Here is a 25,168-nt window from a genome sequence, read left to right on the forward strand (position 1 = left end):
CTTGGGTGCCGACGCCGCCCAGGGGGGCGGTGCCGTGCCAGACCGCGCGCATGCTGCAGCAGCACCGCCGCGCCAGCGCCTGCAGCGCCGCCCGGTGCACGGCCTGCTGCTGCTCGACAAAGCGCTGGGCGTCAGCAGCAACCAGGCGCTGCAGCGCGCTAAATGGCTGCTGCGCGCCGACAAAGCCGGCCACACCGGCACCCTAGACCCGCTGGCCACCGGGCTGCTGCCGCTGTGCTTTGGCGCGGCGACCAAGTTCAGCCAACTGCAGCTCGACGCCGACAAGGTCTATGAGGCCACCTTGCGCTTGGGTGTGCGCACCCACGGCGGCGACGCCGAAGGCGAAGTGCTCGAGCGCCGCCCGGTGGCTTGCGGCCCCGAGCAGGTGCAGCAGGTGCTGGCGCGCTTTAGGGGCGCCATCGAGCAGCTGCCGCCCATGCACAGCGCGCTCAAGCACCAAGGCCGGGCCCTGTACGAATACGCCCGCGCCGGGCTGGAGGTGGAGCGCGCGCCGCGCCGCGTCAGCATCCACGCGCTGGAGCTGCTCGCACTCGAGCTCGAGGGCCCCGAGCCGGCGCTGCGCCTGCGCGTGCACTGCAGCAAGGGCACCTACATCCGCAGCTTGGCCGAGGACATCGGCGCCGCGCTGGGCTGTGGCGCGCACTTGAGCGCCTTGCGCCGCCTGCGCAGCGGCAGCTTGGGGCTGGAGCGCAGCCTCACGCTCGAGCAGCTCGAAGCGTTGCCCGAGGTCGAACGCCTGCGCGCCCTGTTGCCGGTGGATGCGCTGCTGGCCGGTCACGAGCGCGTCACGCTCGACGACGACAATGCAGCCCGCTTCCTCACCGGTTTGCGCCGCCGCGGCCCTTGGCCAGACAGCGAGCGCGTGGCCGTTTATGCGGCGTCTGCGGCTTCTGCCGCGTCTGCAACATCTGGCCCACAACCCGCCGCCTTGCTGGGCAGCGCCCACATCGCGGGCGGCGAACTCATCCCCGGGCGGCTGTTGAGCCCGATCGAAATCCAACAAATCCAACTGCAAAACCCTTCATGAGCACCCCGATACGCAACATCGCCATCATCGCCCACGTTGACCATGGCAAAACCACCATGGTCGACCAACTGCTGCGCCAGAGCGGCACCTTTGCCGAGCACGAAAAAGTCGTGGACACGGTGATGGACAGCAACGCCATCGAGCGCGAGCGCGGCATCACCATCTTGGCCAAAAACTGCGCCGTGAGCTGGAAGGGCACCCACATCAACATCGTGGACACCCCCGGCCACGCCGATTTTGGTGGCGAAGTCGAGCGCGCGCTGTCGATGGTCGATGGCGTGCTGCTGCTCATCGACGCCCAAGAAGGCCCCATGCCCCAGACCCGCTTCGTCACCAAAAAGGCGCTGGCGCTGGGCCTGCGCCCGATCGTGGTGGTCAACAAAGTGGACAAACCCGGCGCCAACTGCGACAAGGTGGTCAACGCCGCCTTCGACCTGTTCGACAAGCTCGGTGCCAACGACGAGCAGCTCGATTTCCCCGTGGTCTATGCCAGCGGCATCAACGGCTGGAGCTCGCTCACCGAGGGCGAGCCGGGGCAGCAGTGGGGACCGGATATGTCGGCGCTGTTTGACACCGTGCTGCAGCACGTGCCGGCGCACCAAGGCGACCCCGAGGCGCCGCTGCAGCTGCAGATTTCGGCGCTCGACTACTCCAGCTTCGTCGGGCGCATCGGCGTCGGGCGCATCAGCGCCGGCCGCATCCGCCCCGGCATGGACGTGCTGGTGTACGAAGGCCCAGAGGGCAAGCCGGCCAAGGGCCGCGTCAACCAAGTGCTCACCTTTCAGGGGCTGGACCGGGTGCAAACCGCCGAAGCCGGGCCGGGCCACATCGTGCTCATCAACGGCCTAGAGAGCATCGGCATCGGCGTCACCGTGACCGACCCGGCCGACCCGCGCCCGCTGCCCATGCTCAAGGTCGATGAGCCCACGCTGACCATGAACTTTTGCGTCAACACCAGCCCGCTGGCCGGGCGCGAGGGCAAGTTCGTCACCAGCCGCCAGATTTGGGACCGGCTGCAAAAAGAGCTGCAGTCCAACGTCGCGCTGCGCGTGCGCGAAACCTCGGAAGACGGGATTTTTGAAGTCTCGGGCCGCGGCGAGCTGCACCTGACCATCCTGCTCGAGAACATGCGGCGCGAGGGCTACGAGCTGGCGGTGAGCAAGCCGCGCGTGGTGTTTCGCGAGGTGGGCGGCGAGCGCCACGAGCCGATCGAGCTGGTCACCGCCGACATCGAGGAGCAGCACCAGGGCGGCGTGATGCAGGCGCTGGGCGAGCGCAAGGGCGATCTGGTGAACATGGAGCCCGACGGCCGTGGGCGTGTGCGGCTCGAATACCGCATTCCGGCGCGCGGGTTGATCGGGTTTTCCAATGAATTTTTGAACCTCACGCGCGGTTCGGGCCTGATCAGCAACATTTTCGACGGCTACGAGCCGCACAAGGGCGAGATCGCCAGCCGCAAAAACGGCGTGCTCATCAGCATGGACGATGGCGAGATTTTCACCTACGCGCTGGGCAAGCTCGACGACCGTGGGCGCATGTTCGTGCGCCCCAACGACCCGGTCTATGAGGGCATGATCGTGGGCATCCACAGCCGCGACAACGACTTGGTGGTCAACGCCACGCGCACCAAGCAGCTCACCAACTTCCGCGTCAGCGGCAAGGAAGACGCGATCAAGATCACGCCGCCGATCGAGCTCACGCTCGAGTACGGGGTCGAGTTCATCGAAGACGACGAACTGGTCGAGATCACGCCCAAGAGCATCCGGCTGCGCAAGCGCCACCTCAAAGAGCACGAGCGCAAGCGCGCCAGCCGCGAGGGTTGAGGCATGAGCCGCGCATCCCCATTCCCGGCCAGCGCCTTCAAGGCCTACGACATCCGTGGCGTGGTGCCCGAGGCGCTGAACCCGGCTTTTGCGCACGCGCTGGGGCGCGCTTTTGGGGCGCGGGCGCTGGCGCTGGGTGAGCGTACCGTGGCCGTGGGGCGCGATGGCCGCCTGAGCAGCCCGACGCTGGCGGCGGCGCTGATCGAGGGCCTGCGCCAGGCCGGGGTGGCGGTGCTCGACATCGGCCTGTCCACTACGCCCATGCTTTACTACGCCGCGCACACGCGTTGCCACAGCGGCATCCAGGTCACGGGCAGCCACAACCCCAAGCAGCACAACGGCTTCAAGATGGTGCTGGCCGGGCGCGCGATCTACGGCGACGAGATTCAGGCGCTGCGCTTGGCGATGGCGGCACTCGCGCCGGAAGCGGCAGCGGAGCCCGAGGGCAAGCTCGAGCGCATCGACGTGCTGCCCGACTACGTGGCGCGCATCGTCGCCGACGTGAAGCTGGCGCGGCCGCTCAAGATCGTCATCGACAGCGGCAACGGCGTTGCCGGGGCCAGCGCGCCGGGGTTGTTTCGTGCCTTGGGCTGCGAGGTGATCGAACTGTACAGCGAGGTCGATGGCGAGTTCCCGAACCACCACCCGGACCCGTCCAAGCCCGAGAACCTGCGCGACCTGATCGCGGCCGTGCAGCGCAGCGGCGCCGAACTGGGCTTGGCTTTCGACGGCGACGGGGATCGGCTCGGCATCGTCACCCCGAGCGGGCAAAACATCTACCCCGACCGGCAGATGCTGCTTTTTGCCCAAGACGTGCTCGCGCGCGTGCCCGGCGGCACCATCGTCTTCGACGTCAAATGCAGCCAGCGGCTGGCACCGGCCATCCGCGCCGCCGGCGGTGTGGCCCTGATGTACAAAACCGGGCACTCGCTCATCAAGGCCAAAATGCGCGAACTGGATGCGCCCCTTGGCGGCGAAATGAGCGGCCACATCTTTTTCAAAGAGCGCTGGTTCGGCTTTGACGACGGCAGCTACGCCGGCGCGCGCCTGCTCGAAATCCTGAGCCGCGCAGCCAACGCCGCCGCGGTGCTCGAGGCCCTGCCCAACAGCTTTGCCACGCCCGAGCTCAACGTGGCCTGCGCCGAAGGCGAGCCACACCGGCTGGTGGCTGAACTGCAGGCCTTGGCCGACTTTGCCGCGCCGGCCCAGGTGAACACCATCGACGGCCTGCGCGTCGATTGGCCCGACGGCTTTGGCCTCATCCGCGCCTCCAACACCACGCCGGTGCTGGTGCTGCGCTTCGAGGGCCAAACGGCGGCGGCGCTGGCGCGCATCGAAGCCGAGCTGCTGGCGCTGCTGCGACGCGTCAAGTCCGAGGCCCACGTGGGCGCCGCGGCGCACTGACCATGGCCAGCCCCAGCCCCGACCCCGAGGTCATCGTCTTCAACCTCAAGCAGCGCTACACCGGCGTGTCGGCCACGGTGAACGCGCTGGTGCCGCTGCAGTTGCACCAGTGGCCGCTGGCCTATTGCGGCACGCCGCTGTCCAACGGTGTGCCGGGCCTGAGCCTCAAGCAGGCGATCGCGCTCTCGCGCCGGCCGGCGCCGGGGCGGCGCTTTCGCATCTGGCACGTGCGCCGCGACCCCGAGATGCTGGCCGGTCTGTGGGCGCGCGACGTGTTGCGGCTGCCGATCAAGCTCGTGTTCACCTCGGCGGCGCAGCACCGGCACGGCTGGTTTCCGCGCTGGCTCATCAGCCGCATGGACGCGGTGATTGCCACCACCCCCAAGGCCGCCAGCTTCGTGCCCAACACCAGCGCCGTGGTGGCGCACGGCATCGACCTGGCGCGCTTTGTGCCGCCGCCCGACAAGCTCAACGCTTGGGCCGACAGCGGCTTGCCCGGGCGCTACGGCGTGGGCGTGTTTGGCCGCGTGCGGCCCGACAAAGGCACCGACGTGTTTGTGCAAGCCATGATCGCCGCGCTGCCGCATCTGCCCGAGGTCACGGCGGTGATCGCCGGGCTGGCGCAGCCGCAGCACCAAGACTACCAGCGCGGCTTGCAGGCCCAGATCGCCGCCGCCGGGCTCGAGCAGCGCATCGTTTTTTTGGGCGAGGTGCCGGCCGGCGAGGTGCACCGCTGGTACCAGCGCTGCCTGCTGTGCGTGGCCTGCCCGCGCTACGAGCCCTTTGGCCTCACCCCCTTCGAAGCCGCGGCCACCGGCTGCGCGCTGGTGTGCTCGCGCACCGGCGCCTTCGAGGAGCTGGTGCAGCCGGGCGTCAACGGCTACCTGGTGGGCACCGACGACGCCGAAGGCCTGGCGCAGGCGGTGCGCCAGGTGCTGCAAGACCCGCAAGCGGCGCTGCGCTTGGGCGAGGCGGCGCGGGCGCGGGTGGCGTCGGCTTTTAGCCTCGAGCAAGAGGCGGCGGGCATAGGCCGTGTCTATCAGTCCCTGTTCGATGGTGCCTGAGGCCGCGCCCCAGCCTGCGCCCAAGCCCGCCCCGGCGCCGGCGATACCCCCGGCTGCGTCTGCGGCTGATGCGGCTGATGCGCCACCCCAAACCCTGAGCCGCTGGGAGCGCGTGGCGCTCGCGCTCTACGGCCTGCTGCAGCGGCTGCTGTGGCCTTTGGTGCGTCTCAAGCTGCGCTGGCGTGGCCGGGCCGAGCCGGGCTATCTGGAGCACGTCGAGCAGCGCCTGGGCCGCTACCCCGGTCTGGTGCCCTCGAGCGGCTGGCTCTGGGTGCACGCGGTGTCGCTGGGCGAAACGCACGCCGCGGCGCTGCTGCTGGCCGAGCTGCGCGCCCAGATGCCGGGGCTGCGCCTGCTGCTCACCCACGGCACCGCCACCGGGCGCGCCCAAGGGGCGCAGCTGCTGCGCCCCGGCGACCTGCAAGTCTGGCAGCCGTGGGACACGCCCACTGCGGTGGCGCGTTTTCTGGCGCATTTCAAGCCCGCCGTGGGGCTGCTGATCGAGACCGAAGTCTGGCCGCACTGGGTGCAAGGTTGCCGCGCTCAGGGCGTGCCGCTGCTGCTGGTCAATGCGCGCCTGAGCCCGCGCTCGGCCCGTGGTGCCCAGCGGCTGCGCGTGCTGCTGCGCCCCGCTTACGCGGGCTTGAGCGCGGTGCTGGCGCAATCCGAGGCCGACGCGCAGCGCCTGCGCCAGGCCGGGGCCGCTGCGGTGCAGGTCATGGGAAACCTCAAGTTCGACCTGCAAACCGACGCCGCGCTGATCGAGCGCGGGCGCCAATGGAAGCAGGCCCTGGGCGGGCGGCGCGTGCTCATGCTCGCCAGCAGCCGCGCCGGCGAAGAAGCGCTGTGGCTGCAGGCCCTGCGCGAGGCGCAGCGACAGGAGCTGGAGCCGGAGCAAGGCCCCCCAAATCTCCCCCCCGATGCGCTCTGGCTGCTGGTGCCGCGCCATCCGCAGCGTTTCGACGCCGTGGCCGCGCTGCTGCACGAAGCCGGCCTGCGCGTCTGGCGCCGCAGCCAGTGGCAGCAAGGCACCGATCTGCCGCCTGAGGCCCGCGCGGCCCAAGTCTGGCTCGGCGACAGCTTGGGCGAGATGCAGGCTTACTACACGCTGGCCGATCTGGCTTGGCTGGGGGGCAGTTTTTTGCCGCTGGGCGGGCAAAACCTGATCGAAGCTGCGGCCTGCGGCTGCCCCATCGTCATGGGGCCGCACACCTACAACTTTCATGATGCCGCCGCCCAGGCCGAGCAGCTCGGCGCCGCCCAGCGCGTGCCCGACATGGCCGCCGCCCTGCACGCCAGCGCCCAGTTGCTGCTCAATGCCAGCGCCCACCGCGCCGCCCTACAAGGCTGCACCGCTCTGTGGCAGCAGGGCCAAGGCGCCGCCCAGCGCTGCGCCACCACCGTGCTGGGCGTTTGGGGGCGTTCAGGGACGCCCAGGGACACAAGCGGGCAACTCTAGCCAGAGGTTGTGGCCGTTCTCATGTGCAAATCTGCGATTGCACCGATGCCGACTGCCCGGCTGCCGCGCTGGCACTCGAGTTGCAGTAGGTGACAAAGGCAAAACGCAGCCCGCTGGTGCTGGTGTGCGGCTCGCGCGCGCATTCGCGCCACTGCGGGCCCAGTGGCGGGGCATGGGCGTCGCCCTCAAAGTCGGCGTCGATCTCGGTGGCCAACACACGCTGCGCCAGGGGCAGGGCCTGGGCATAGATCTGCGCGCCGCCGATCACCCACAGTTCGGGTGGCGCGGGCTCGAGGGCGGTGCAGTGGGCCAGCGCGTCTTCTAGGCTGGTGCAGGGCTGGGCCCCTTCGGCGCGCAAGGCGGCGGCGCGCAGCGCATCGCGCGTCAACACCAGATTGAGTCGCCCAGGCAGGGGCCGAAAGCGCGGCGGCAGACCGTCCCAGGTGGCGCGGCCCATGAGCACCGGGCAGCCCAGGGTGTGGCGTTTGAAGTGCGCCAAGTCTTCGGGCAGGTGCCAGGGCAGGCGGTTGTGCAGGCCGATGACGCCATTGGCGGCGCGGGCGTAGATCAGGTTGATGCGCATGGGGGCGAGCATAGCGTAGAGGATTTGGCCGGGCGAATAAAATCTGCGGTTTAACCGAGCCCGACCATGACCTCCAGCACCCTCAACCTGCCCGTGGCCAGCGTGGCCGCGATCCGTCAGACCTTTCTGGACTACTTCGCCCAGCGCGGCCACAGCGTGGTGCCCTCGAGCCCGCTGGTGCCGGGCAACGACCCGACGCTGATGTTCACCAACTCGGGCATGGTGCAGTTCAAGGACGTGTTTTTGGGCACCGACCGCCGCCCCTACGTGCGCGCGACCTCGGTGCAGGCTTGCCTGCGCGCCGGCGGCAAGCACAACGACCTCGAAAACGTGGGCTACACCGCGCGCCACCACACCTTTTTCGAGATGCTGGGCAACTGGAGCTTTGGCGACTACTTCAAGCGCGAATCGCTGCGCTGGGGCTGGGAGCTGCTGACCGAGGTCTATGGCCTGCCGCCGGAGCGGCTGTGGGCCACGGTCTATATCGACGACGACGAAGCCTACGAGATCTGGACGCAAGAGATCGGCCTGCCACCTGAGCGCGTGGTGCGCATCGGCGACAACAAGGGCGGCAAATACCAGTCAGACAACTTTTGGATGATGGCCGACACCGGCCCCTGCGGCCCGTGTTCCGAGATCTTTTACGACCACGGCCCCGAGGTGGCAGGCGGCCCCCCCGGCAGCCCCGAGGCCGACGGCGACCGCTACATCGAAATCTGGAACCACGTGTTCATGCAGTTCGACATGCAGCCCGACGGCACGCTCAAGCCGCTGCCCGCGCCCTGCGTCGATACCGGCATGGGGCTGGAGCGGCTGGCGGCGGTGTTGCAACACGTGCACAGCAACTACGAGATCGATCTGTTGCAGGCCCTGATCGGCGCGGCGGCGCGCGTCACCGGCTGTGCCGACGCCAGCAGCCCCTCGCTGCGCGTGATTGCCGACCACTTGCGCGCCAGCGCCTTCCTGATCGCCGACGGCGTGCTGCCGGCCAACGAGGGCCGCGGCTACGTGCTGCGACGCATCATCCGGCGCGCCATCCGCCACGGCTACAAGCTCGATTGCAGGCTGCCGTTTCTGCACCGGCTGGTGGACGAACTGGTGGCGCAGATGGGGGGCGCCTATCCGCATTTGGCGGCCAGTGCAGCGCGCATCGCCGGGCTGTTGCAGATCGAGGAGGAGCGCTTTTACGAAACGCTGGAAAACGGCATGGAGATTTTGGAGCGCGCCTTCACCGAACTGGCGGCTTCGGGGCAAGCGACGCTGTCGGGCGAAGTCGCCTTCAAGCTGCACGACACCTACGGCTTTCCGCTCGACCTCACGTGCGATGTCTGCCGCGAGCGCGGTTTGCGGGTGGACGAAGCCGGCTTTCACGCCGCCATGGAGCGCCAGAAAACCCAGGCGCGCGCGGCCGGCAAGTTCAAAATGGAGCGCGGGCTCGACTACGCGGGCAGCGGCAACGAGTTCGTCGGCTACGGCGCCTTGCAGGCCAGCGCCAAGGTGCTGGCGCTGTACCGCGACGGGGTGCCGGTGGCCGAGCTCAAGCACGGGCAGGCCGGGGTGGTGGTGCTCGAGGCCACGCCGTTTTATGCCGAATCCGGCGGCCAAGTGGGCGACAGCGGTCGCCTGCACAGCGGTTCGGCCCACTTTGCCGTGGCCGATACGCAAAAAATCAAGGCCGACGTGTACGGCCACCACGGGCAACTGGAAGCGGGCACGCTGGCCGTGGGCGATCACGTGCTGGCCGAGGTCGATGAGGCCAGACGTGCCGCGATCGCGCGCCACCACAGCGCCACCCACTTGCTGCATCTGGCGCTGCGCGAGGTGCTGGGGGCGCATGTGCAGCAAAAGGGCTCGCTGGTCACGCCCGAGCGCACGCGCTTCGACTTTGCCCACCACGCGCCGCTCACGCCGGCCGAATGCGTGGCCATCGAAGCGCGGGTGAACGCGCAGATTCTGGCCAACCAGCCCACCGAGGCGCGGCTGATGGACCTCGAGCGCGCCCAGCAGTCGGGGGCGCTGATGCTGTTTGGCGAAAAATACGGCGAAACCGTGCGCGTGCTCGACATCGGCAGCAGCCGCGAACTGTGCGGCGGCACCCACGTGCGCGCCACCGGCGACATCGGGCTGTTCAAGATCGTCGCGGAAGGCGGGGTGGCGGCCGGGGTGCGGCGCATCGAGGCCGTGACCGGCGCGCACGCGCTGGCCTATCTGCAACAGCTTGAGGCCCAAGCGGGCGCAGCGGCCGAGGCGCTCAAGGCCCCGGTGGCCGAGCTGCTGCCGCGTCTGCACACCGTGCTCGAGCAGGTGCGGGCGCTGGAAAAAGAGCTGGCCGCACTCAAGGGCAAGCTGGCGGCCGCGCAGGGCGACGAGCTGCTGGCGCAGGCCGTGCAGGTGGGCGCGGTCAAGGTGCTGGCGGCCAGCCTGCAAGGGGCCGACGCCAAAGCGCTGCGCGAGACGCTGGACCGGCTCAAGGCCCGCCTAGGCAGCGCCGTGATCGTGCTCGCCGCCGTCGAGGGCGGCAAGGTGCAGCTGGCCGCTGGCGTCACGCCCGACTGCATGGCGCGCCTCAAGGCCGGTGAACTGGTGAACTTCGTCGCGCAGCAGGTGGGCGGCAAAGGCGGCGGCAAGCCCGATCTGGCCATGGCCGGCGGCACCGACGCCGCCGCCGTGCCGCAGGCGCTGGCCAGCGTGGCGGGCTGGGTGCGCGAGCGGGTTTGAGGGGGGCTCAGTGCAGTGTGCAGGCGTTGCGGCGCTTGCCCCGCACGTCCCTCGCGATCCTCGCGCACCAGCTAGATCAGTCTGCCGGCCAATCGAGGTTGCGCTGGCTTTGGAATTGGCGCGGCTGGCCGCTTAAGGGGTCGGTGAAGGCCAGCGTGCGCGCCAGCAAGCGCAGCGGTTCGGCGTAGTCTTCGGCCTCGTCGGGCTGGCGCCGCACCTCGGGGTAGAACTGGTCACCGACGATCGGTAGGCCCAGCCCCAGCATGTGCACGCGCAACTGGTGGCGACGCCCGCTCAGCGGCTGCAAGCGGTAGCGCGCCCACGGCCCGCGCTGCCCGATCGGCTCGATGCGGGTTTCGCTGTTGGGCGGCAGGGCTTCGGCGGCGCTGGCTTCGCGCATCTTGTAAAAAGCGTGCTCGCACTCGAGGATGTGGCTGCGGCGCACGATCGGCCACGGCAGCTGCGGCGCCGCCGGGGCGATGGCTTCATAGACCTTGTCCACTTGGCGCTGCCGAAACAGGCGCTGGTAGGCGTCGCGGTCGCTGGCGCGCACGGCAAACAGCACCAGCCCGGCGGTTTCGCGGTCGATGCGGTGCAGCGGGCTCAGGTCGGGCAGGCCCAGCGCCTGCTTGAGCCGCACCAGCAAGGTCTGCTGCACGTAGCGCCCGCCGGGCGTCACGGGCAAAAAATGCGGCTTGTCGGCCACCACCAGGTGCGCGCACTGGTGCAGCACGGTGGCCTCAAATGGAATCCCGCGTTCCTCGGGCAGGTCGCGCCAATAGTAGATGCGCGCTCCGCCCAGGTAGGGGCTGTCTGGCGCCAGTGGGCGGCCGTCTTCGGCGCACACCAGGCCGTCGGCCAAGCGCTGCTGCCACTGGGCGCGGCCGATGCGCGGCAAGCGCTGGCACAGGTGGTCGAGCAGCGTCAGCCAAGGCGGGCAGCGCATCTGCGGCAGCGCCAAGCAGCTGGGCGCCACGCCGGCGCGCAGCGCGATGGCGGGGTTTTTGGGGCGGTGGGCCATGGGGCTTGCGTGTGTTGAGCGCAGATTGTGCACAAGGCGTAGCCGCGCTGCGGTTGGGGGATGGATAGCCCAAACCGACGCGGTGCAGTAGCGCCTAGGCGGTTGGGGGCGGTGGCTGCGGCGCTGGAGCTTGTGGCGCCAGCACCTGGGCGCGGATGCGCAGGTCGGGCCCCAGCGGGCTGACCTCGGTGTAGGCCAGCGCCACGCCTTGGGTGAGCGCGCTCAGGGGGCCGATTTGGGCCAAGCCCGCGCCGCCTTGGCCCAGCAGCGTGGGCGCCAGATAGAGCAGCAATTCGTCGGCCAAGCCGGCTTGCAGCCAAGCGCCGTTGAGGCGCTGCCCGGCTTCTACGTGCAGCTCGTTGATCTCGCGCGCGGCGAGGTCGAGCAGCAGCGCCGCTAGGTCGATGCGCGGGCGAGTGCGGGGGGGGCGGTCGGGGGTGGCGGCGATTTCCTGCACGCGGGCCCCTGTGGCCTCGAGGGCAGCGCGGCGCGCGCGCAGGGCGGCGGCGTCTGCCGGCTGGGTCGGGGTGTGATAGACCCAGACTTGGCCCGGCGGTTGCAACACGCGCGCCGCTGCCGGCACGCGCAACTGCGAGTCGAGCAGCACGCGCACCGGTTGCACCTCGGTGGGCACCAGGCGCACGTCGAGGCGCGGGTCGTCGGCGAGCACGGTGCCGCTGCCGCTGAGCACGGCACCGGCGCGCTTGCGCCAGAGGTGGCCGTCGCGGCGCGCCGCCGTGCCGGTGATCCATTGGCTGGCGCCGTTGGCCAGCGCCGTGATGCCGTCGAGCGAGGCCGCGATCTTGAGCCGCACCCACGGCCGGCCGCGCTCCATGCGGCTCAAAAAACCCACGTTCAGGGCGCGCGTGGCGGCGGCCAGCGGGTGCTCGGGCGGCAGCAGCTCGACGGTGATGCCGGCCGCGCGCAGGCGCTCGATGCCGCGCCCGCTCACCAGCGGGTTGGGGTCGCGCAACGCCACCAGCACCCGCGCCAGCCCGACCTCGATGAGCGCGTCGCAGCACGGCGGGGTGCGGCCGTGGTGGCTGCAGGGCTCGAGCGTGACCACGGCGCTGCCGCCGCGCAGATCGGCCCCGGCCGCCGCCGCTGCGCGCAAGGCCACGATTTCGGCGTGCGGCCCGCCGGCGCGCTGGGTGTGGCCCTCAAAGGCGCGGCCGTCGGGGGCGATGATGCGGCAGGCCACGCGCGGATTGGGCTCCGACAGGCCGGTGGCTTGCTCGGCCAAGGTGTCGAGCCCGGCCAGCCAGCGGGGGTCAAAGGCGCTTTGGGGGGCGGTCATGGGGGCAGCCTCAGCGGCGCACAAACACCAAATCCCACACGCCGTGGCCCAGGCGCAGACCGCGCTGCTCGAACTTGGTCAGGGGGCGATAGTCGGGTTTGGGGGCGTAGCCGCCTTGGCCTAGACCCGAGCCCGAGCCGGATTTAGCGGTGGCGTTTGCAGTGACAGCGTCACCAGCAACAACAGCAGCATTTGCACCACCAGCACCACCAGCACCACCAGCACCACCAGCACCACCAGCACCAGCGGCAGTGTTGACCAGCAGCGGCTCGGCCCCCAGCACCTGCAGCATCTGCTCGGCGTAGGGCTGCCAGTCGGTGGCGCAGTGCAGGTAGCCGCCGGGCTGCAGGCGTTGCGCCAGGCGCGCCACCAGCGGCGGCTGGATCAGGCGCCGTTTGTGGTGGCGCAGCTTGTGCCACGGGTCGGGGAAAAACACGTGCACGCCGGCCAGCGTCGCCGGCGCCAGCATGTGCTCGAGCACCTCGACGGCGTCGTGGCGCACGATGCGCACATTGCTCAAACCCAGCGCGTCGATGCGCTTGAGCAGCGCGCCCACGCCCGGTTCGTGCACCTCGCAGCAAAGAAAATCGTGCTGCGGGCGCAGGGCGGCGATGTGCGCCGTGGCCTCGCCCATGCCAAAACCGATCTCGAGCACCAGCGGCGCGCTGCGGCCAAACACGGCGCGGGCGTCGAGCGGCTGGCGCGCAAACGGCAGCAGCCAGCGCGGCCCCAGGGTGGCCAAGGCCAGTGCTTGGGCGGTGGTGGTGCGCCCGCCGCGTTTGACGAAGCTCTTGATGGTCTTGGGGTGCGGCACCTTCGGGGCGCCGGGCGCTGGGGCGGCGTCGCGGTCGGGTTCGGGGGCGCCAGCGAGCGCCTTGTGCAGGCCCAATTCGGGGGGGGCGGGTGGGGCAGCCATCGTGTGTAGGTCTATGAGGGCGGCGCGCCGTGCGCTGCCGGTGGCCGATGATACGGCTTGCGCGCTCAAGCCACAGTGCCTAGGCGCAGAGCCAAGCCTCAGGCCGGTCTAGGGCAGGCCTACTGTAGGCCGCTGGCGCACCAGCGCAGGCGCCACTGCGCCACCCAAGCCGCGAGCGCCTCGGGCACGGGCCCGTTGCTGGGGTGCAGGTCGAGCACGGCGGCGGCTCGGTTGAGGGCGGCCAGGGGCGCTTGCAAGTCCAGCGCGGCGGCGCCGTTTTGCTTCGAGAGCTTGCTGCCGTCGGGGCCCAGCACCAGCGGCGTGTGCAGGTAGCGCGGCGTGGGCAGGCCCAGCGCCGCCTGCAGCAGCAGTTGGCGCGCGGTGTTGTCGGCCAGGTCGGCGCCGCGCACCACGTGCGTGATGCCCTGTGCGGCATCGTCAACCACCACGGCCAGCTGGTAGGCCCACAGGCCGTCGGCGCGCTGGAGCACGAAGTCGCCCACCTCGAGCGCCACCAGTTGCTGCTGCGCGCCCAAGCGCCGGTCGTGCCAACGCGTAGGGCTAGGCAGCGCCAGCGCTTGCTGCACCGCGGCTACGTCGAGCCGCCAGGCTGGCGCGCCCACACCCACACCCACACCCACACCCACACCCACACCCACACCCACACCCGCCCCCGCCCCCGCCCCCGCCCCCGCCCCCTCCCTCGAGCCTGAGCCTGAGCCTGAGCCTGAGCCTGAGCCTGAGCCTGAGCCTGAGCCCGCCCCCAAACGCCCCGGCGGCCGGCACGTGCCGGGGTAGATGCGCTCGCCGTGGAGCGGGCGCAGCAGCCCTAGGGCGGCAATGGCGGCGTCGATGGCTTTGCGGCTGCAGCGGCACGGGTAGGCCCAGCCGTGGGCCTGCAGGCGCTGCAAGGCGGCGGCATAGCGCGCCTCGTGGGCGCTCTGCCACGTGGGGGGCTGGTCGGGCAGCAGGCCGCAGCTGGCGAGCTGCTGCACGATCAGGCGATCGGCGCCGGGTACGCAGCGCGGGCGGTCCACGTCTTCGAGGCGCAGCAGCCAAGTGCCGCCGTGGGCGCGGGCGTCGAGCCAGCTGGCCAGCGCCGCGACCAGCGAGCCGGCGTGCAGCGGCCCGCTGGGCGTGGGCGCAAAGCGGCCGCGGTAGCCGCCTGGGGCCGTCGTCGTTGCGCCCGTGCCGATCAAGTCGCAGCCAGGGCCAGTTCCAGCCCCGAGACAAAGGCGTTTTCCACCCGGTGGCCTAGGCACCAGTCGCCACACAAGCCTAGGCCGGCGGCAGCGTCGTACAAAAACGGCTGCCCCAGCGCGCGCTGCGTCTGCGCGTAGCGCCAGCGGTGCACCTGCGCCAGCGTGGGTTCGGCGCGGATGCCGGTGACTTCGGCAAAGCCCTTGAGCAGCTTGGCCTTGACGCGTTCGGCGTCGTCCTCCAGGTGCTCGGCCGACCACTGCGGGCTGGCCTGCACCGTCCAGCGCTCGATCGCCGCGCGCCCGGGCTTGCTGTTTTCGCGCGCCACCCAGCGGATGCGGTGGTGGTCGCTGCTGGCGGCGTGCCAAGGCGGGCCAAAGGGTTCGGCTCCGCCCGGGGCGGCTTGGGCAAAAGCCAGCATCAGCGTCCAGCAGGGCGCGGTTTGCACCGCATCCAAGGCCGTGACCCAAGCGGGCGCCACAGCGCTGGCGCGCAGCAGCGCCTGCGCCTGCGGCGCCGGCATGGCCAGCAGCACGCGGTCCAGCCCGCCTATCACCTGTTGCGCGCCGGCGGCTCCGGCACAGCGCAGTTGCCACTGCTTGGGGTGCAGGGCGTCGCGCTCTATGCCCACCACTTGGGCGTGGTAGTGGCTGCTGGCGTTGAGCGAGCCATTTGCCAGCGGCAGCGCCCACTGGCGCAGCAGTTCGTTCATGCCGCGCACCCCCACCCAACGCGCTTTCTCGATCGGGTTGGCGCTGGCCAGGGCCTGCCCCAGGGTGTCGAGCAAGCGCACGGTGGGCACCTGCCATTGGGCAATCAGCTCGGGGTGCAGCGCCAGCGCGGCCTTGAAGCGCTCGTCGGTGACGGTGAAAAACTGGGCGCCGTGGTCGAAGCCACCAAACTCGGTCAGGCGCGTGGACATGCGGCCACCGGGGCTGTGGTGTTTGTCGAGCAGCAGCACCTCGTGGCCAGCTTGCGCCAGCGTGCGCGCTGCGGTGATGCCGGCCATGCCCGCCCCGACGACGGCGATGCGGCGCGCCCGTGGGGTGCCGTCGGTGGCAGAGGCGCGGGGGGTGCCGGCGTTGCGGCGAGGTTTGGTGCTCATGTCGGTCTCCTGTGGATGCGACAGTGTAGCGAAGCGCTCGACCTGTGCGGACGCATCAAGCCGGACCAGGCGTTGCAGATCAAGCAATCAGGACCAGACGATTTGGTCAGCAAGGGGCAATCGGCTTCAATTTCAAGTGCTTCAGGGCTGGGTCACGAACACCAGCCGCTCGATGCCGGCGCGCTGGGCGGCGGCCAGGGCCATTGCCACGCGCTCGTGGCGGGCGGCGGCGTCGCCTTGCAGGTGCAGCGGCGGTTGCGGCACCTGCTGCGCCAGCGCTTGCAGGCGCGGCATCAGTTCGGCGTCGGGCACGGCGGCATCGTTCCAATGAAAGCCGCCCTGCGCATCGACGCTCAGGCGCACGGCCTCGGGCGCGGGCGCGCTGGCTGTGGCAGCCGCGTGGGGCAGTTGCACCTGGATCGAATGCGTGATCACCGGCACCGTGACGATGAACACGATCAGCAGCACCAGCATCACGTCGATGAGCGGGATCATGTTGATCTCGCTGTGCAGTTCGCCTTGGTCGGGCTCGAGGTTGGATGGGGGGGCCATGGTGCGTGCGCCTTGGGTCAGTGCGGGCAGGCCGGTGCGGTTGCCGGAGCGGATGAAGGGGCGGATGAAGGGGCGGCCGCGCCGGGGCGGTTCGAGGCCACCCGGTGCCCGGTCACGAAGTAGGCGTGCAGGTCGTGGGCGAAGCGGTTGAGCCGGTGCAGGATGGCTTTGTTGCCGCGCAGTAAGGCGTTGTAGCCCAGCACGGCTGGGATCGCCACCACCAGCCCGAGCGCGGTCATGATGAGCGCGGCCCCGATCGGCCCGGCGACCTGGTCGATGGTGGCGCCGCCGCCCGCCCCGATGCCGACCAAGGCGTGGTAGATCTTCCACACCGTGCCAAACAGCCCGACGTAGGGCGCGGTCGAGCCGATCGAGGCCAAGATGGCCAAGCCGGATTGCAGGCGCGCGCTGCTGTCGTCGAGCGCGTTGCGCAGCGAGCGCGTGACCCAGTCGCTGACGTCGAGGTTGTCGTGCAGCTGGCGCGTGGGTGTGCCGTCGAGGTGCAGGATGTGGCTGGTGGCTTCGCGCCCCTGCAACGCCAGCAGGTAAAAGGGGTTGTGGCCGTCGGGCCCGAGTTTGTTCAGGCCTTCGGCAAAGTCTTTGCTGTGCCAGAAGCTCTCGAGCAATTGCGCGCGCGCGCGCAGCTGGCGCAGGTGCAGCGCCTTGAGCACGATCACCACCCAAGTGGCGATCGACATGCCCAGCAGCGCGAGCGCGGTGCCGCGTATCACCCAGTCGCCTTGGTGCCAGACGTAGGCCAGTCCAAAATGAGTTTCCATGCTTGCTTTTTACTCCAACACAAAATGAATCGGCACCAGGTGCCACATGGCTTGCGGTTCGCCGTTGCGCGTGCCGGGCACAAAGCGCCAGCGCAACACCGCCTGCTGCGCCGCTTGGTCTAGGCGCACAAAGCCGCTCGAGCCATAGACCTGTGCCGCCGAGGCGCTGCCGTCGGCTTCGATGCGCACGCGCAGCAGCACCCGCCCCTGTTCGCCCAAGCGGCGGCTCAAAACCGGGTAGGGCGGGGCCGGGTTGTGCAGATGGGCCGCGCTGCTCGACGGGGGCACGATCTGCGCTGGCGCTTGACCCTGCCCAGACGATGCTCGGCCGGCAACCGCATGGGCTGTTGTATCCAAGGCGCCAGTGCCGCTGCTGCGCTGATCTTGCGCTGCGCTGTGGGGTGCTGCGCTGCCTTGTGTGCTGTGGTGGAGGGCGCTGTGCGGGTTGGATTCTGCACCTGCTGGCGCTTGCGCCGTGGCGACTGGCTGGGTCGGGGCCAACGGCTGAACCGGCTCCGGCCCTGGGTTGGGGTTGGCGGGTGGCAGCAAAGCAGCGGGGCGCAACGGTTCGGAAGGGCGCAGCGACGCTGCAGGAGCGGGTGGTTCGGGGCGGGCGGCGCGCTCGGGCAAGGCGCGTGCAGCGGGCGCGGCGGGCGCGCTGGCCCGGGGGGGTGCGGATGTCACGGGGGCGGGTGCTGCAGGGCGCGCGCTGGGCGCTTGGGCGCGCAGTTCAACCACCACCTGCACCTGCGCCGGTGCACTGGAGGCGGGCGGTGCCCAGCCGCTGTGCAGCGCCCACAGCGCCCCGGCGTGCGCCAACGCCACGGCGGCGGTCACACTGACGGGGCGTGCAAAGGTTCGCCAAGGCGGGCGGGGCAAGGGCATGAAAGCTGGGAGCAAGCAGGAAGCAAGAAAGTTGCCCGCTGGTGCGCAGGGCAAGCCGAGCAGCATAGCAAACTGTAGTCGGCGCCGCTCAATTATAAATGAGAATCATGCGCAAATAGCCGCAGTTGCCAGTCCCGCAGTGCGGCATAAATGAGGCCATCGTTTTACCCGTTTTGTGCCTCCCCGGCCGGGGAGTCAGCAAAATGATGCAGCAAAGCGCTGGCGCTGGCGGGGTTGGCCAGCCGCTGCAGCCACCATTGCAGCGCCGGGCCGGGGGCGCTGGCGGCGCTGCTGCGCCAAGCGTAGCCGATGCGGTGCACCCGCGCCGGCAGCGTGGTGCGCTTGCGCAGCAGGGCGCCGCTGTGTAGGTGCCCTTGCACCAGCGGCAGCGGCAGCGCGCCGCAGCCCAAGCCCCGCAACTGCGCCGCCAGCTTGTGCTGCATGGTCGGCACGGTGAATACCTCTTGCCCCGGCAGCAAGCCCACGCTCTGGCCACGCCCCGCTGGCGCGGTGTCGGCCACCGCCACCACGCGGTGCGGTTGGATGGCCGCCGGCGTGAGCGGCTCGGGGGCGCTGGCCAGCGCGTGCTGCTGCGCCACCACAAACACAAACTCCACCTCGCCCAAAAAACCGCTGTGCAAGCCCGGCAGCCCGCTGCCATCGAGCGCCACACCCAAGGCCAGATCGGCCTGCCCGCTCAGCAGCGCCTCCAGCGTGCCCGACAGCGTTTCGGTGCGCAGGCGCAGCCGCGTCGGGGCTTGCAGCGCGTAAAAATCGTGGCACAGATCAAACAGCGGCGCGCTGGCGATGACCGCGTCGGCGGCCAGCGTGAGCTCAGGCTCCCAGCCGGTGGCGATGCGGCGCACGCGCAAGGCCACCGCGTCGAGCTCGCGCAGCAGGTGCTCGCTGGCGCGCAGCAGCTCTTGGCCGGCGCGGGTCAGGGTGGCGCGGCGCGAACGGCGGTCGAACAGCAGCACGTCGAGCGCATCTTCCACCTGGCGCACGCGGTAGGTGAGCGCGCTGGGCACCATGCCCAGCTCGCGCGCCGCCGCCGCCAGGCTGCCGCAGCGCGCCACGGTGCCGATCAGGTGCAGGTTGTCGGGGGATAAGGCGTGGCGCGGATTGGGCATGTTGGGGCCTGTATGTTCAAAAGTTTTGAATGATGCCAGCAAATCTCTGCGGCCACCAGTCCCGCTGCAGCGCCTACATTCACACCATCGCCCAAGCAGACAGCCAAGCAGCGGCCGGCCCCCTCTAGGCCGGGGTGCCACCGCGCTGCTGCCAAAGCCTACAAACCTTGACCAAGGAGCGCCCCATGCACATCCGCCGCAGCGCCGAACGTGGCCACGCCGATCACGGCTGGTTGCAAAGCCACCACTCGTTTTCTTTTGCCGACTACTACGACCCGGCGCACATGGGCTGGGGCAATCTGCGCGTGATCAACGAAGACTGGATCGCGCCCGGCACCGGCTTTGGCACCCACGGCCACCGCGACATGGAGATCGTCACCTACGTGCTGCAAGGTCGGCTGGCGCACCGCGACAGCATGGGCAACGTCGAGACCATCAGCCCCGGCGAGGTGCAGCGCATGAGCGCCGGCACCGGCGTGCGCCACAGCGAATTCAACCACGAACCCGGCGCGCAGACGCATTTGCTGCAAATCTGGATCGAGCCCAGCCTCAAGGGGGTAGAGCCCGGTTACGAGCAAAAAACCTTTGACACCGCCCTCAAGCGCGGCCGCCTGTGCCTAGTGGCCAGCAACGGCGGCGCCGATGGCTCGGTGCACATCAACGCCGACGCCGCGCTGTATGCTGGACTGTTCGACGGCGCCGAGAGCGCCGAGCTCAAGCTCGACCCCAAGCGCAAGGCCTACGTGCACGTGGTGCGCGGCGCCATCAGCGTCAACGGCAGCGCGCTGCAAGGTGGCGACGCGGCCCTGCTGGCGACTGAGAGCACACTTAAACTCAGCCACGGGCACGATGCCGAGGTGTTGGTGTTCGATCTGGCGGCCTGATTCGATTTCCTCCCAACCCGCGCGCGGCCACAGGTCGGCGCATTTTTTGAAAGCCCTTCCATGAGCAAAATCGTCGTTGTTTACCATTCTGGCTACGGCCACACGCAACGCATGGCGCAAGCCGTGGCCGACGGGGCCGGCGCGCAGCTGCTGGCCGTCGACGCCGACGGCAACCTGCCCGCAGGCGGCTGGGAGGCGCTCGACGCCGCCGACGCCATCGTCATGGGCAGCCCAACTTACATGGGCAGCGTGAGCTGGCAGTTCAAAAAGTTTGCCGACGCCTCGAGCAAAGCGTGGTTTGCGCAAACGTGGAAAGACAAGCTCTTTGCCGGTTTCACCAACAGCGCCACCATGAACGGCGACAAGCTCTCGACCCTGCACTACCTCTACACGCTGGCCATGCAGCACGGCGGCCTCTGGGTGGGTACCGGCCTCATGCCCAGCAACAGCAAAGCGGCGCAGCGCAACGACGTGAACTACGTCGGCTCCTCGAGCGGTGCCATGGCGCAAACGCCCTCAGATGCCGGCGCGCACGAAATGCTGCCCGGCGACCTCGAAACCGCGCGCCTGTTCGGCCAGCGCGTGGCCGCCACGGCGCAGCGCTGGGCCAAGGGGGCCTAAAAACCAAGCCACCCATCTGAAAAGCGCGCGCCTACGAAAGGCGCGCGCAACGCGTGGCAAAGCTCGCTGGGGGGAGCGCTCAGCGCGCCGGAGCAGCAGCCGGTGCTGCAGCAGCAGTGGGGGTGTCCCACTGGGCGGCGCGGCCGTCGCGGATGGCGCGGCACTCGAGGTTGGTGGTGCCAAAGGTGATGCGCGTACCCACAGGCACGAAGCTGCGCGTGTCCACGTTCCAGCACTGCGGCGGTGCTGGGGGCGCAGCCGGTGCTGCTGCTGCAGCCGGGGCCGCCGGTGCTGCGGCAGGGGCGGCTGCAGCCGGAGCCGGAGCCGGAGCCGGGGTAGCCGGCGCCGTGGCGGTGGGCGGGGTGGCGCAAGCGGCCAGGGTGACAACGGCCACAGCGGCCAAAAGCAGATGACGCATCGGAAAAACCTCCAGTGATTGACACAAACCAGGAACAAGGCAAGCCCCTGCATTCTTGCCCCCAGATGTTGCAGTTTTGTGGCAGAGGGTAGGCAATAAGGGCACAGGGGGGCCAGGGGGCAGGACGGGCATCCCTACAATCGTGCCCATGTTCGTACACCTGCGCCTGCACACCGAGTTTTCCGTCGTCGATGGCACCACGCGCATCGACGCCGTCACCGCCGCCGCCGCCGCCGACGGCCAGCCCGCGCTGGCCATCACCGACCTCAACAACCTGTTTGGGGCCATCAAGTTCTACCAAGCGGCGCGCAGCGTCGGGGTGCAGCCCATCCTCGGGGCCGAGGTGCTGTTGCAGGGGCTGGGCGCCGCGCCCTCGGGTACCGCCGCGCAGGCTGGGCCTACCACCTGGCCGCGCCTGCTGCTGCTGGCGCAAAACCAGGCCGGCTACCTGAACCTGTGCGAGCTGCTGTCGCTGGCTTGGGGCAGCCCGGTGCAGCGCGACCAAGCCGTGCTGCGCTGGGACTGGTTGCGCCAGCACCACGAGGGCCTGATCGTGCTCAGCGGCGCCGCCGCCGGGCCGGTGGGGCAGGCGCTGCTGGCCGGTGATGAGGCCGCCGCCGCCGCGCTGGCGCAGCAGCTGGCCGGCACCTTTGCGCAGCGCTTCTACCTCGAGGTGCAGCGCGCCGGCCGTGCCGACGACGAACGCCACCTGCGCGCCACCGTGGCGCTGGCCAGCCAGCTGGAGCTGCCGCTGGTGGCCACGCACCCGGTGCAGTTTCTGGCGCCCGACGATTTTCAGGCCCACGAGGCGCGCGTGTGCATCGCCGAAGGCGAGATTCTGGGCAACCCCCGGCGGCCCCGGCGCTTCACGCGCGAGCAGCATTTCAAGACCAGCGCCGAAATGGCGGCCCTGTTTGCCGACCTGCCCACGGCGCTGGCGCAAACAGTCGAAATCGCGCGCCGCTGCCACTTGCAGCTCAGCCTCGGCAAGCCGCAGCTGCCGGCGTTCCCGATCCCGCCCGTGGACGGGCAGCAACTGGGCACCGAAGACTACTTCCGCCACGCCTCGCAGCAGGGCTTGCAGCAGCGCCTGCAGCAGCTCTACCCCGACGCGGCCGAGCGCCTGCGCCAGCAGCCGCGCTACCAAGAGCGGCTCGAATTCGAGCTCGGCACCATCATCAAAATGGGCTTTCCGGGCTACTTTTTGATCGTCTCCGACTTCATCCAATGGGCCAAGGCGCACGGCTGCCCGGTCGGGCCGGGGCGCGGCTCCGGGGCCGGTTCGCTGGTGGCCTACGCGCTGCAAATCACCGACCTCGACCCGCTGCGCTACCAGCTGCTGTTCGAGCGCTTCCTGAACCCCGAGCGGGTGTCGATGCCCGACTTCGACATCGACTTCTGCCAAGCCAACCGCGACCGTGTGATCGACTACGTCAAGGGCAAATACGGCCTCGCAGCGGTGAGCCAGATCGCCACCTTTGGCACCCTGGCGGCGCGTGCCGCGATCCGCGACGTCGGGCGCGTGCTCGATTTCCCCTACGGTTTTTGCGACGGCATCAGCAAGCTCATCCCCAACAAGCCGGGCCAGAGCGTGACGCTGCAGTACCCACCGCAGCCCAAACCCGCCAACGACAAAAACCAGTACGCGATCGAGATGGAGCCGCTGCTGGCCGAGCGCATCGAAAAAGAAGACGAGGTGCGGCTGCTGATCGAGCTGGCGCAAAAGCTCGAGGGCCTGACGCGCAACGTCGGCATGCACGCCGGCGGGGTGCTGATCGCGCCCGGCAAGCTCACCGATTTTTGTCCGCTCTACCAGCAGCCCGGCAGCACGGCCGCCGTGAGCCAGTACGACAAAGACGACGTCGAGGCCATCGGTCTGGTCAAGTTCGACTTTCTGGGGCTGGCCACGCTCACCATCCTCGAGCAGGCCAAAGAGCTGATCGTGCAGCGCCACCCGGACCAAGCCGGCTTCAGCTACGAAACGCTGGCGCTCGACGACGCCGCCACCTATCGCCTGTTCCAAGACGGCAAAACCGAGGCCGTGTTCCAGTTTGAAAGCCGCGGCATGCAAGGCATGTTGCGCGACGCGCGGCCCAGTCGGCTCGAAGACCTGATCGCCCTCAACGCGCTCTACCGCCCTGGCCCCATGGACCTCATCCCCAGCTTCGTGGCGCGCAAACACGGGCGCGAGGTGGTGCAGTACCCGCACCCGCTGCTCGAACAGGTGCTGTCCGAGACCTACGGCATCATGGTCTATCAAGAGCAGGTGATGCAGACGGCGCAGATACTGGGCGGCTACAGCCTGGGCGGCGCCGACCTGCTGCGGCGCGCCATGGGCAAGAAAAAGCCCGAAGAAATGGCGCAGCAGCGGCTGGTGTTTCGCGCCGGCGCCGCCGCCCAGGGCCTGAGCCCGCAGCAGGCCGATGAGGTCTTTGACCTGATGGAAAAGTTTGCTGGCTATGGCTTCAACAAGTCGCACGCCGCCGCCTACTCGCTGCTGGCTTACCACACGGCCTGGGTCAAGGTGCACTACACGGCCGAATTCTTCTGCGCCAACCTGACGCTGGAGATGGACGACACCGACAAGCTCAAGCTGCTGGTCGAAGACGCGCAGCGCTTCGGCCTCGAATTCGAGCCGCCCGACGTCAACTTGGGCGGTTACCGTTTCGAGCCGGTGAGCAAGCGCTGCATCCGCTACGGCCTCGGGGCCGTCAAGGGCACCGGGCAGCAGGCCATCGAGGCCATCGTGGCCGCGCGCCAAGGCCATGGCGCGGGGCCGCGGGCCACGGTGGTGGGGCCGTTTAGCAGCCTGTTCGATTTTTGCGCCCGCATCGAACGCGGCCGCCTCAACAAGCGCACCGTCGAGGCGCTGGTCAAGGCCGGCGCCTTCGACCGCCTGCACCCGGATCGCGCCGCCGCGCTGGCCTCGGTCGAGCTGGCCTTTGATTTTGCCCAGGCGCAGCAGGCCAACGCCTTGCAGGGCGGCTTGTTCGACCTGCCCGGCCAAGCCGGCGGCCACGGCGCCAGCGACCAAGAGCCGGCGCTGGCCGAGGCGCCGCCGTGGAGCGTGCGCGAGCGCCTGACGCACGAAAAAGCCGCGCTCGGGTTTTACTTTTCGGGCCACCTGTTCGACCAAGCCGCCGACGAAGTGCGCCGCATCGCCCGCACCCCCTTGGCCAACGTGGCCGAGAGCCGCGAGCCGCAGCTGCTGGCCGGCATCGTGAGCGACTTGCGCGTGATCAACGGCCAGCGCGGCAAGGTGGCGATTTTTAAGCTCGACGACCGCAGCGCCGTGCTCGAAGCCAGCGCCGACGACGCGCTGCTACAGGCGCACCGCCACCTGTTGCAAGACGACGAACTGGTGCTGCTGCAAGTGCTGGCGCAGCCCGACCGTTTTTCGGGTGGGCTGCGCCTCAAGGTGCAGCAGGTGTGGGACTTGGCCGCTGCGCGCTGCCGTTTTGGCAAATACCTGCGCGTGGCCGTGGGGCCCAAGCAGCGCCCCGAGGTGGCCGCGCTGCTGCAAGCGCACCCGCCCCGGCGCCACCAGACCGAGCTGGGCGAGGTGCTGCGTGGCCTGCCGCTGCGCCTCGAAGTGGAATTCGAGACCGTGCGCGCCACGCTGCAGCTCGACCCCCAGCGCGCCCAGTGCTACCCCTGCGACGCCGCGCTGGCCGCTTGGCGCACCCAAGCGCACCAGCAGCGCGCCGAGGTGGTGTACGACTGATTGAGGCTATGCGAACCCGGCAGAGGGCTTGCAATCACCAACAATCCGGGTTCGCCACATTGGCGCTGTTCAACGCCGTTTGGGTGCCGCGCTGATCGATGCGCAGCGTCAGGCAGGCTGCATCGCGTCCGGCTTGGCCGCCTTGGGCCACGGCTTGGATCGAGTAGGTGCTCGCCGTGGGCACGCCGTTGAGGCTGAAGGTGTAGTGCTGTGACAAGTCGGTGCTGCACTGGATATTGGGCAGCACCAAGCCGGTGTAAGCCATGCGCGTGGTGTAGTGGCGCTCGGCAAACTGCGCCAGCTCCAGCAGGCAGGCGGTGGCCGCGTCGCGCCGCGTTTCGGTGACGTGGCGCTGGTAGCTCGGCAGGGCGATCGCCGCCAGAATGGCGATGATGGCTACTACGATCATCAGCTCGACCAAGGTGAAGCCTGCTGGCACTCGGCGCAGCGGTAAAGGCTCGTGGCCGGCGCCGCGGGCTGCGGTCAGCACTGGAGCAATGGGTGTGGGTGCTTCTTGGTACATGGCAGCTGTAGGCG

The 25,168-nt window shown here is 69.6% G+C and carries 21 protein-coding genes; 9 read left to right on the plus strand and 12 right to left on the minus strand.

Annotated features, from left to right (window positions below; all coding sequences use genetic code 11):
* The first annotated feature begins 34 nt into the window (after nt 1-34).
* From truB to ACVMK0_RS02520, 5 genes are read left to right on the plus strand one after another with little or no spacing between them, the layout of a single operon-like run.
* Nucleotides 35-1,048: a tRNA pseudouridine(55) synthase TruB gene (gene truB / locus ACVMK0_RS02500; RefSeq protein ID WP_476464638.1), complete on the plus strand. Its 1,014-nt coding sequence runs from the start codon at nt 35-37 to the stop codon at nt 1,046-1,048.
* Nucleotides 1,045-2,871, plus strand: a complete 1,827-nt coding sequence (typA, locus tag ACVMK0_RS02505) for a translational GTPase TypA (protein WP_476464181.1) — start codon at nt 1,045-1,047, stop codon at nt 2,869-2,871. Before truB ends, typA begins: the two co-directional genes overlap by 4 nt.
* Before the next feature lie 3 nt (nt 2,872-2,874).
* A complete protein-coding gene (locus ACVMK0_RS02510; RefSeq protein WP_476464182.1) occupies nt 2,875-4,275 on the plus strand; it encodes a phosphomannomutase/phosphoglucomutase in 1,401 nt (466 codons plus the stop codon).
* Between the two features lie 2 nt (nt 4,276-4,277).
* Nucleotides 4,278-5,339, plus strand: coding sequence for a glycosyltransferase family 4 protein (locus tag ACVMK0_RS02515; protein WP_045534735.1), 1,062 nt, complete (start codon nt 4,278-4,280; stop codon nt 5,337-5,339).
* Complete coding sequence (locus ACVMK0_RS02520; RefSeq protein ID WP_476464183.1) at nt 5,308-6,798, plus strand: 3-deoxy-D-manno-octulosonic acid transferase; 1,491 nt, start codon at nt 5,308-5,310, stop codon at nt 6,796-6,798. Before ACVMK0_RS02515 ends, ACVMK0_RS02520 begins: the two co-directional genes overlap by 32 nt.
* 19 nt (nt 6,799-6,817) lie before the next feature.
* Here ACVMK0_RS02520 and ACVMK0_RS02525 read toward each other — a convergent pair whose 3' ends face one another.
* Entirely contained in the window at nt 6,818-7,381 is a 564-nt protein-coding gene (locus ACVMK0_RS02525) for a dihydrofolate reductase (RefSeq protein WP_476464639.1), read from the minus strand.
* A gap of 66 nt (nt 7,382-7,447) precedes the next feature.
* On the opposite strand from ACVMK0_RS02525, the gene alaS reads away from it, so the two are divergent.
* Nucleotides 7,448-10,099: an alanine--tRNA ligase gene (gene alaS, locus ACVMK0_RS02530; protein ID WP_476464184.1), complete on the plus strand. Its 2,652-nt coding sequence runs from the start codon at nt 7,448-7,450 to the stop codon at nt 10,097-10,099.
* Nucleotides 10,100-10,175: 76 nt separating this feature from the next.
* On the opposite strand, the gene ACVMK0_RS02535 is transcribed toward alaS, so the two are convergent.
* The 9 genes from ACVMK0_RS02535 to ACVMK0_RS02575 form a co-directional block, all read right to left on the minus strand.
* Complete coding sequence (locus ACVMK0_RS02535) at nt 10,176-11,120, minus strand: pseudouridine synthase (RefSeq protein WP_476464185.1); 945 nt, start codon at nt 11,118-11,120, stop codon at nt 10,176-10,178.
* A gap of 94 nt (nt 11,121-11,214) precedes the next feature.
* Nucleotides 11,215-12,417, minus strand: a complete 1,203-nt coding sequence (gene ribD / locus ACVMK0_RS02540) for a bifunctional diaminohydroxyphosphoribosylaminopyrimidine deaminase/5-amino-6-(5-phosphoribosylamino)uracil reductase RibD (RefSeq protein ID WP_476464186.1) — start codon at nt 12,415-12,417, stop codon at nt 11,215-11,217.
* A gap of 10 nt (nt 12,418-12,427) precedes the next feature.
* Nucleotides 12,428-13,333, minus strand: coding sequence for a tRNA (guanosine(46)-N7)-methyltransferase TrmB (gene trmB, locus ACVMK0_RS02545; protein ID WP_476464187.1), 906 nt, complete (start codon nt 13,331-13,333; stop codon nt 12,428-12,430).
* A 119-nt stretch (nt 13,334-13,452) separates the two neighbouring features.
* On the minus strand, nt 13,453-14,532 hold the full coding sequence (locus ACVMK0_RS02550; protein WP_476464188.1) for a glutamyl-Q tRNA(Asp) synthetase: 1,080 nt from the start codon (nt 14,530-14,532) through the stop codon (nt 13,453-13,455).
* Nucleotides 14,529-15,638, minus strand: coding sequence for an NAD(P)/FAD-dependent oxidoreductase (locus ACVMK0_RS02555; protein ID WP_476464189.1), 1,110 nt, complete (start codon nt 15,636-15,638; stop codon nt 14,529-14,531). The genes ACVMK0_RS02550 and ACVMK0_RS02555 overlap by 4 nt, the downstream gene beginning before the upstream one ends.
* Nucleotides 15,639-15,779: 141 nt before the next feature.
* Complete coding sequence (locus tag ACVMK0_RS02560; protein WP_045534746.1) at nt 15,780-16,190, minus strand: ExbD/TolR family protein; 411 nt, start codon at nt 16,188-16,190, stop codon at nt 15,780-15,782.
* A gap of 17 nt (nt 16,191-16,207) precedes the next feature.
* Nucleotides 16,208-16,969: a MotA/TolQ/ExbB proton channel family protein gene (locus tag ACVMK0_RS02565; protein ID WP_045534748.1), complete on the minus strand. Its 762-nt coding sequence runs from the start codon at nt 16,967-16,969 to the stop codon at nt 16,208-16,210.
* A gap of 9 nt (nt 16,970-16,978) precedes the next feature.
* The gene (locus ACVMK0_RS02570; RefSeq protein ID WP_476464190.1) at nt 16,979-17,854 is read right to left on the minus strand and encodes an energy transducer TonB; all 876 of its coding nucleotides are present in this window, start codon (nt 17,852-17,854) and stop codon (nt 16,979-16,981) included.
* A gap of 164 nt (nt 17,855-18,018) precedes the next feature.
* On the minus strand, nt 18,019-18,984 hold the full coding sequence (locus ACVMK0_RS02575; protein WP_476464191.1) for a LysR substrate-binding domain-containing protein: 966 nt from the start codon (nt 18,982-18,984) through the stop codon (nt 18,019-18,021).
* Nucleotides 18,985-19,169: 185 nt separating this feature from the next.
* Between ACVMK0_RS02575 and ACVMK0_RS02580 the strand changes: the two genes are divergently transcribed.
* Both ACVMK0_RS02580 and ACVMK0_RS02585 read left to right on the plus strand, forming a co-directional pair.
* A complete protein-coding gene (locus ACVMK0_RS02580) occupies nt 19,170-19,868 on the plus strand; it encodes a pirin family protein (RefSeq protein WP_250959745.1) in 699 nt (232 codons plus the stop codon).
* 60 nt (nt 19,869-19,928) lie between these two features.
* Nucleotides 19,929-20,489: a flavodoxin family protein gene (locus ACVMK0_RS02585; RefSeq protein ID WP_476464192.1), complete on the plus strand. Its 561-nt coding sequence runs from the start codon at nt 19,929-19,931 to the stop codon at nt 20,487-20,489.
* Between the two features lie 79 nt (nt 20,490-20,568).
* Here the strand turns inward: ACVMK0_RS02585 and ACVMK0_RS02590 are convergent, their stop codons facing one another.
* On the minus strand, nt 20,569-20,907 hold the full coding sequence (locus tag ACVMK0_RS02590) for a hypothetical protein (RefSeq protein ID WP_476464193.1): 339 nt from the start codon (nt 20,905-20,907) through the stop codon (nt 20,569-20,571).
* A gap of 148 nt (nt 20,908-21,055) precedes the next feature.
* Between ACVMK0_RS02590 and dnaE the strand changes: the two genes are divergently transcribed.
* Nucleotides 21,056-24,631 (plus strand): DNA polymerase III subunit alpha, encoded by a 3,576-nt coding sequence (gene dnaE / locus ACVMK0_RS02595; RefSeq protein WP_476464194.1) that lies wholly within the window; start codon nt 21,056-21,058, stop codon nt 24,629-24,631.
* Between the two features lie 34 nt (nt 24,632-24,665).
* Here the strand turns inward: dnaE and ACVMK0_RS02600 are convergent, their stop codons facing one another.
* Nucleotides 24,666-25,154 (minus strand): type IV pilin protein, encoded by a 489-nt coding sequence (locus ACVMK0_RS02600; RefSeq protein ID WP_476464195.1) that lies wholly within the window; start codon nt 25,152-25,154, stop codon nt 24,666-24,668.
* Nucleotides 25,155-25,168: the final 14 nt, after the last annotated feature.

Source organism: Serpentinimonas sp. SSL01, from assembly GCF_056323735.1.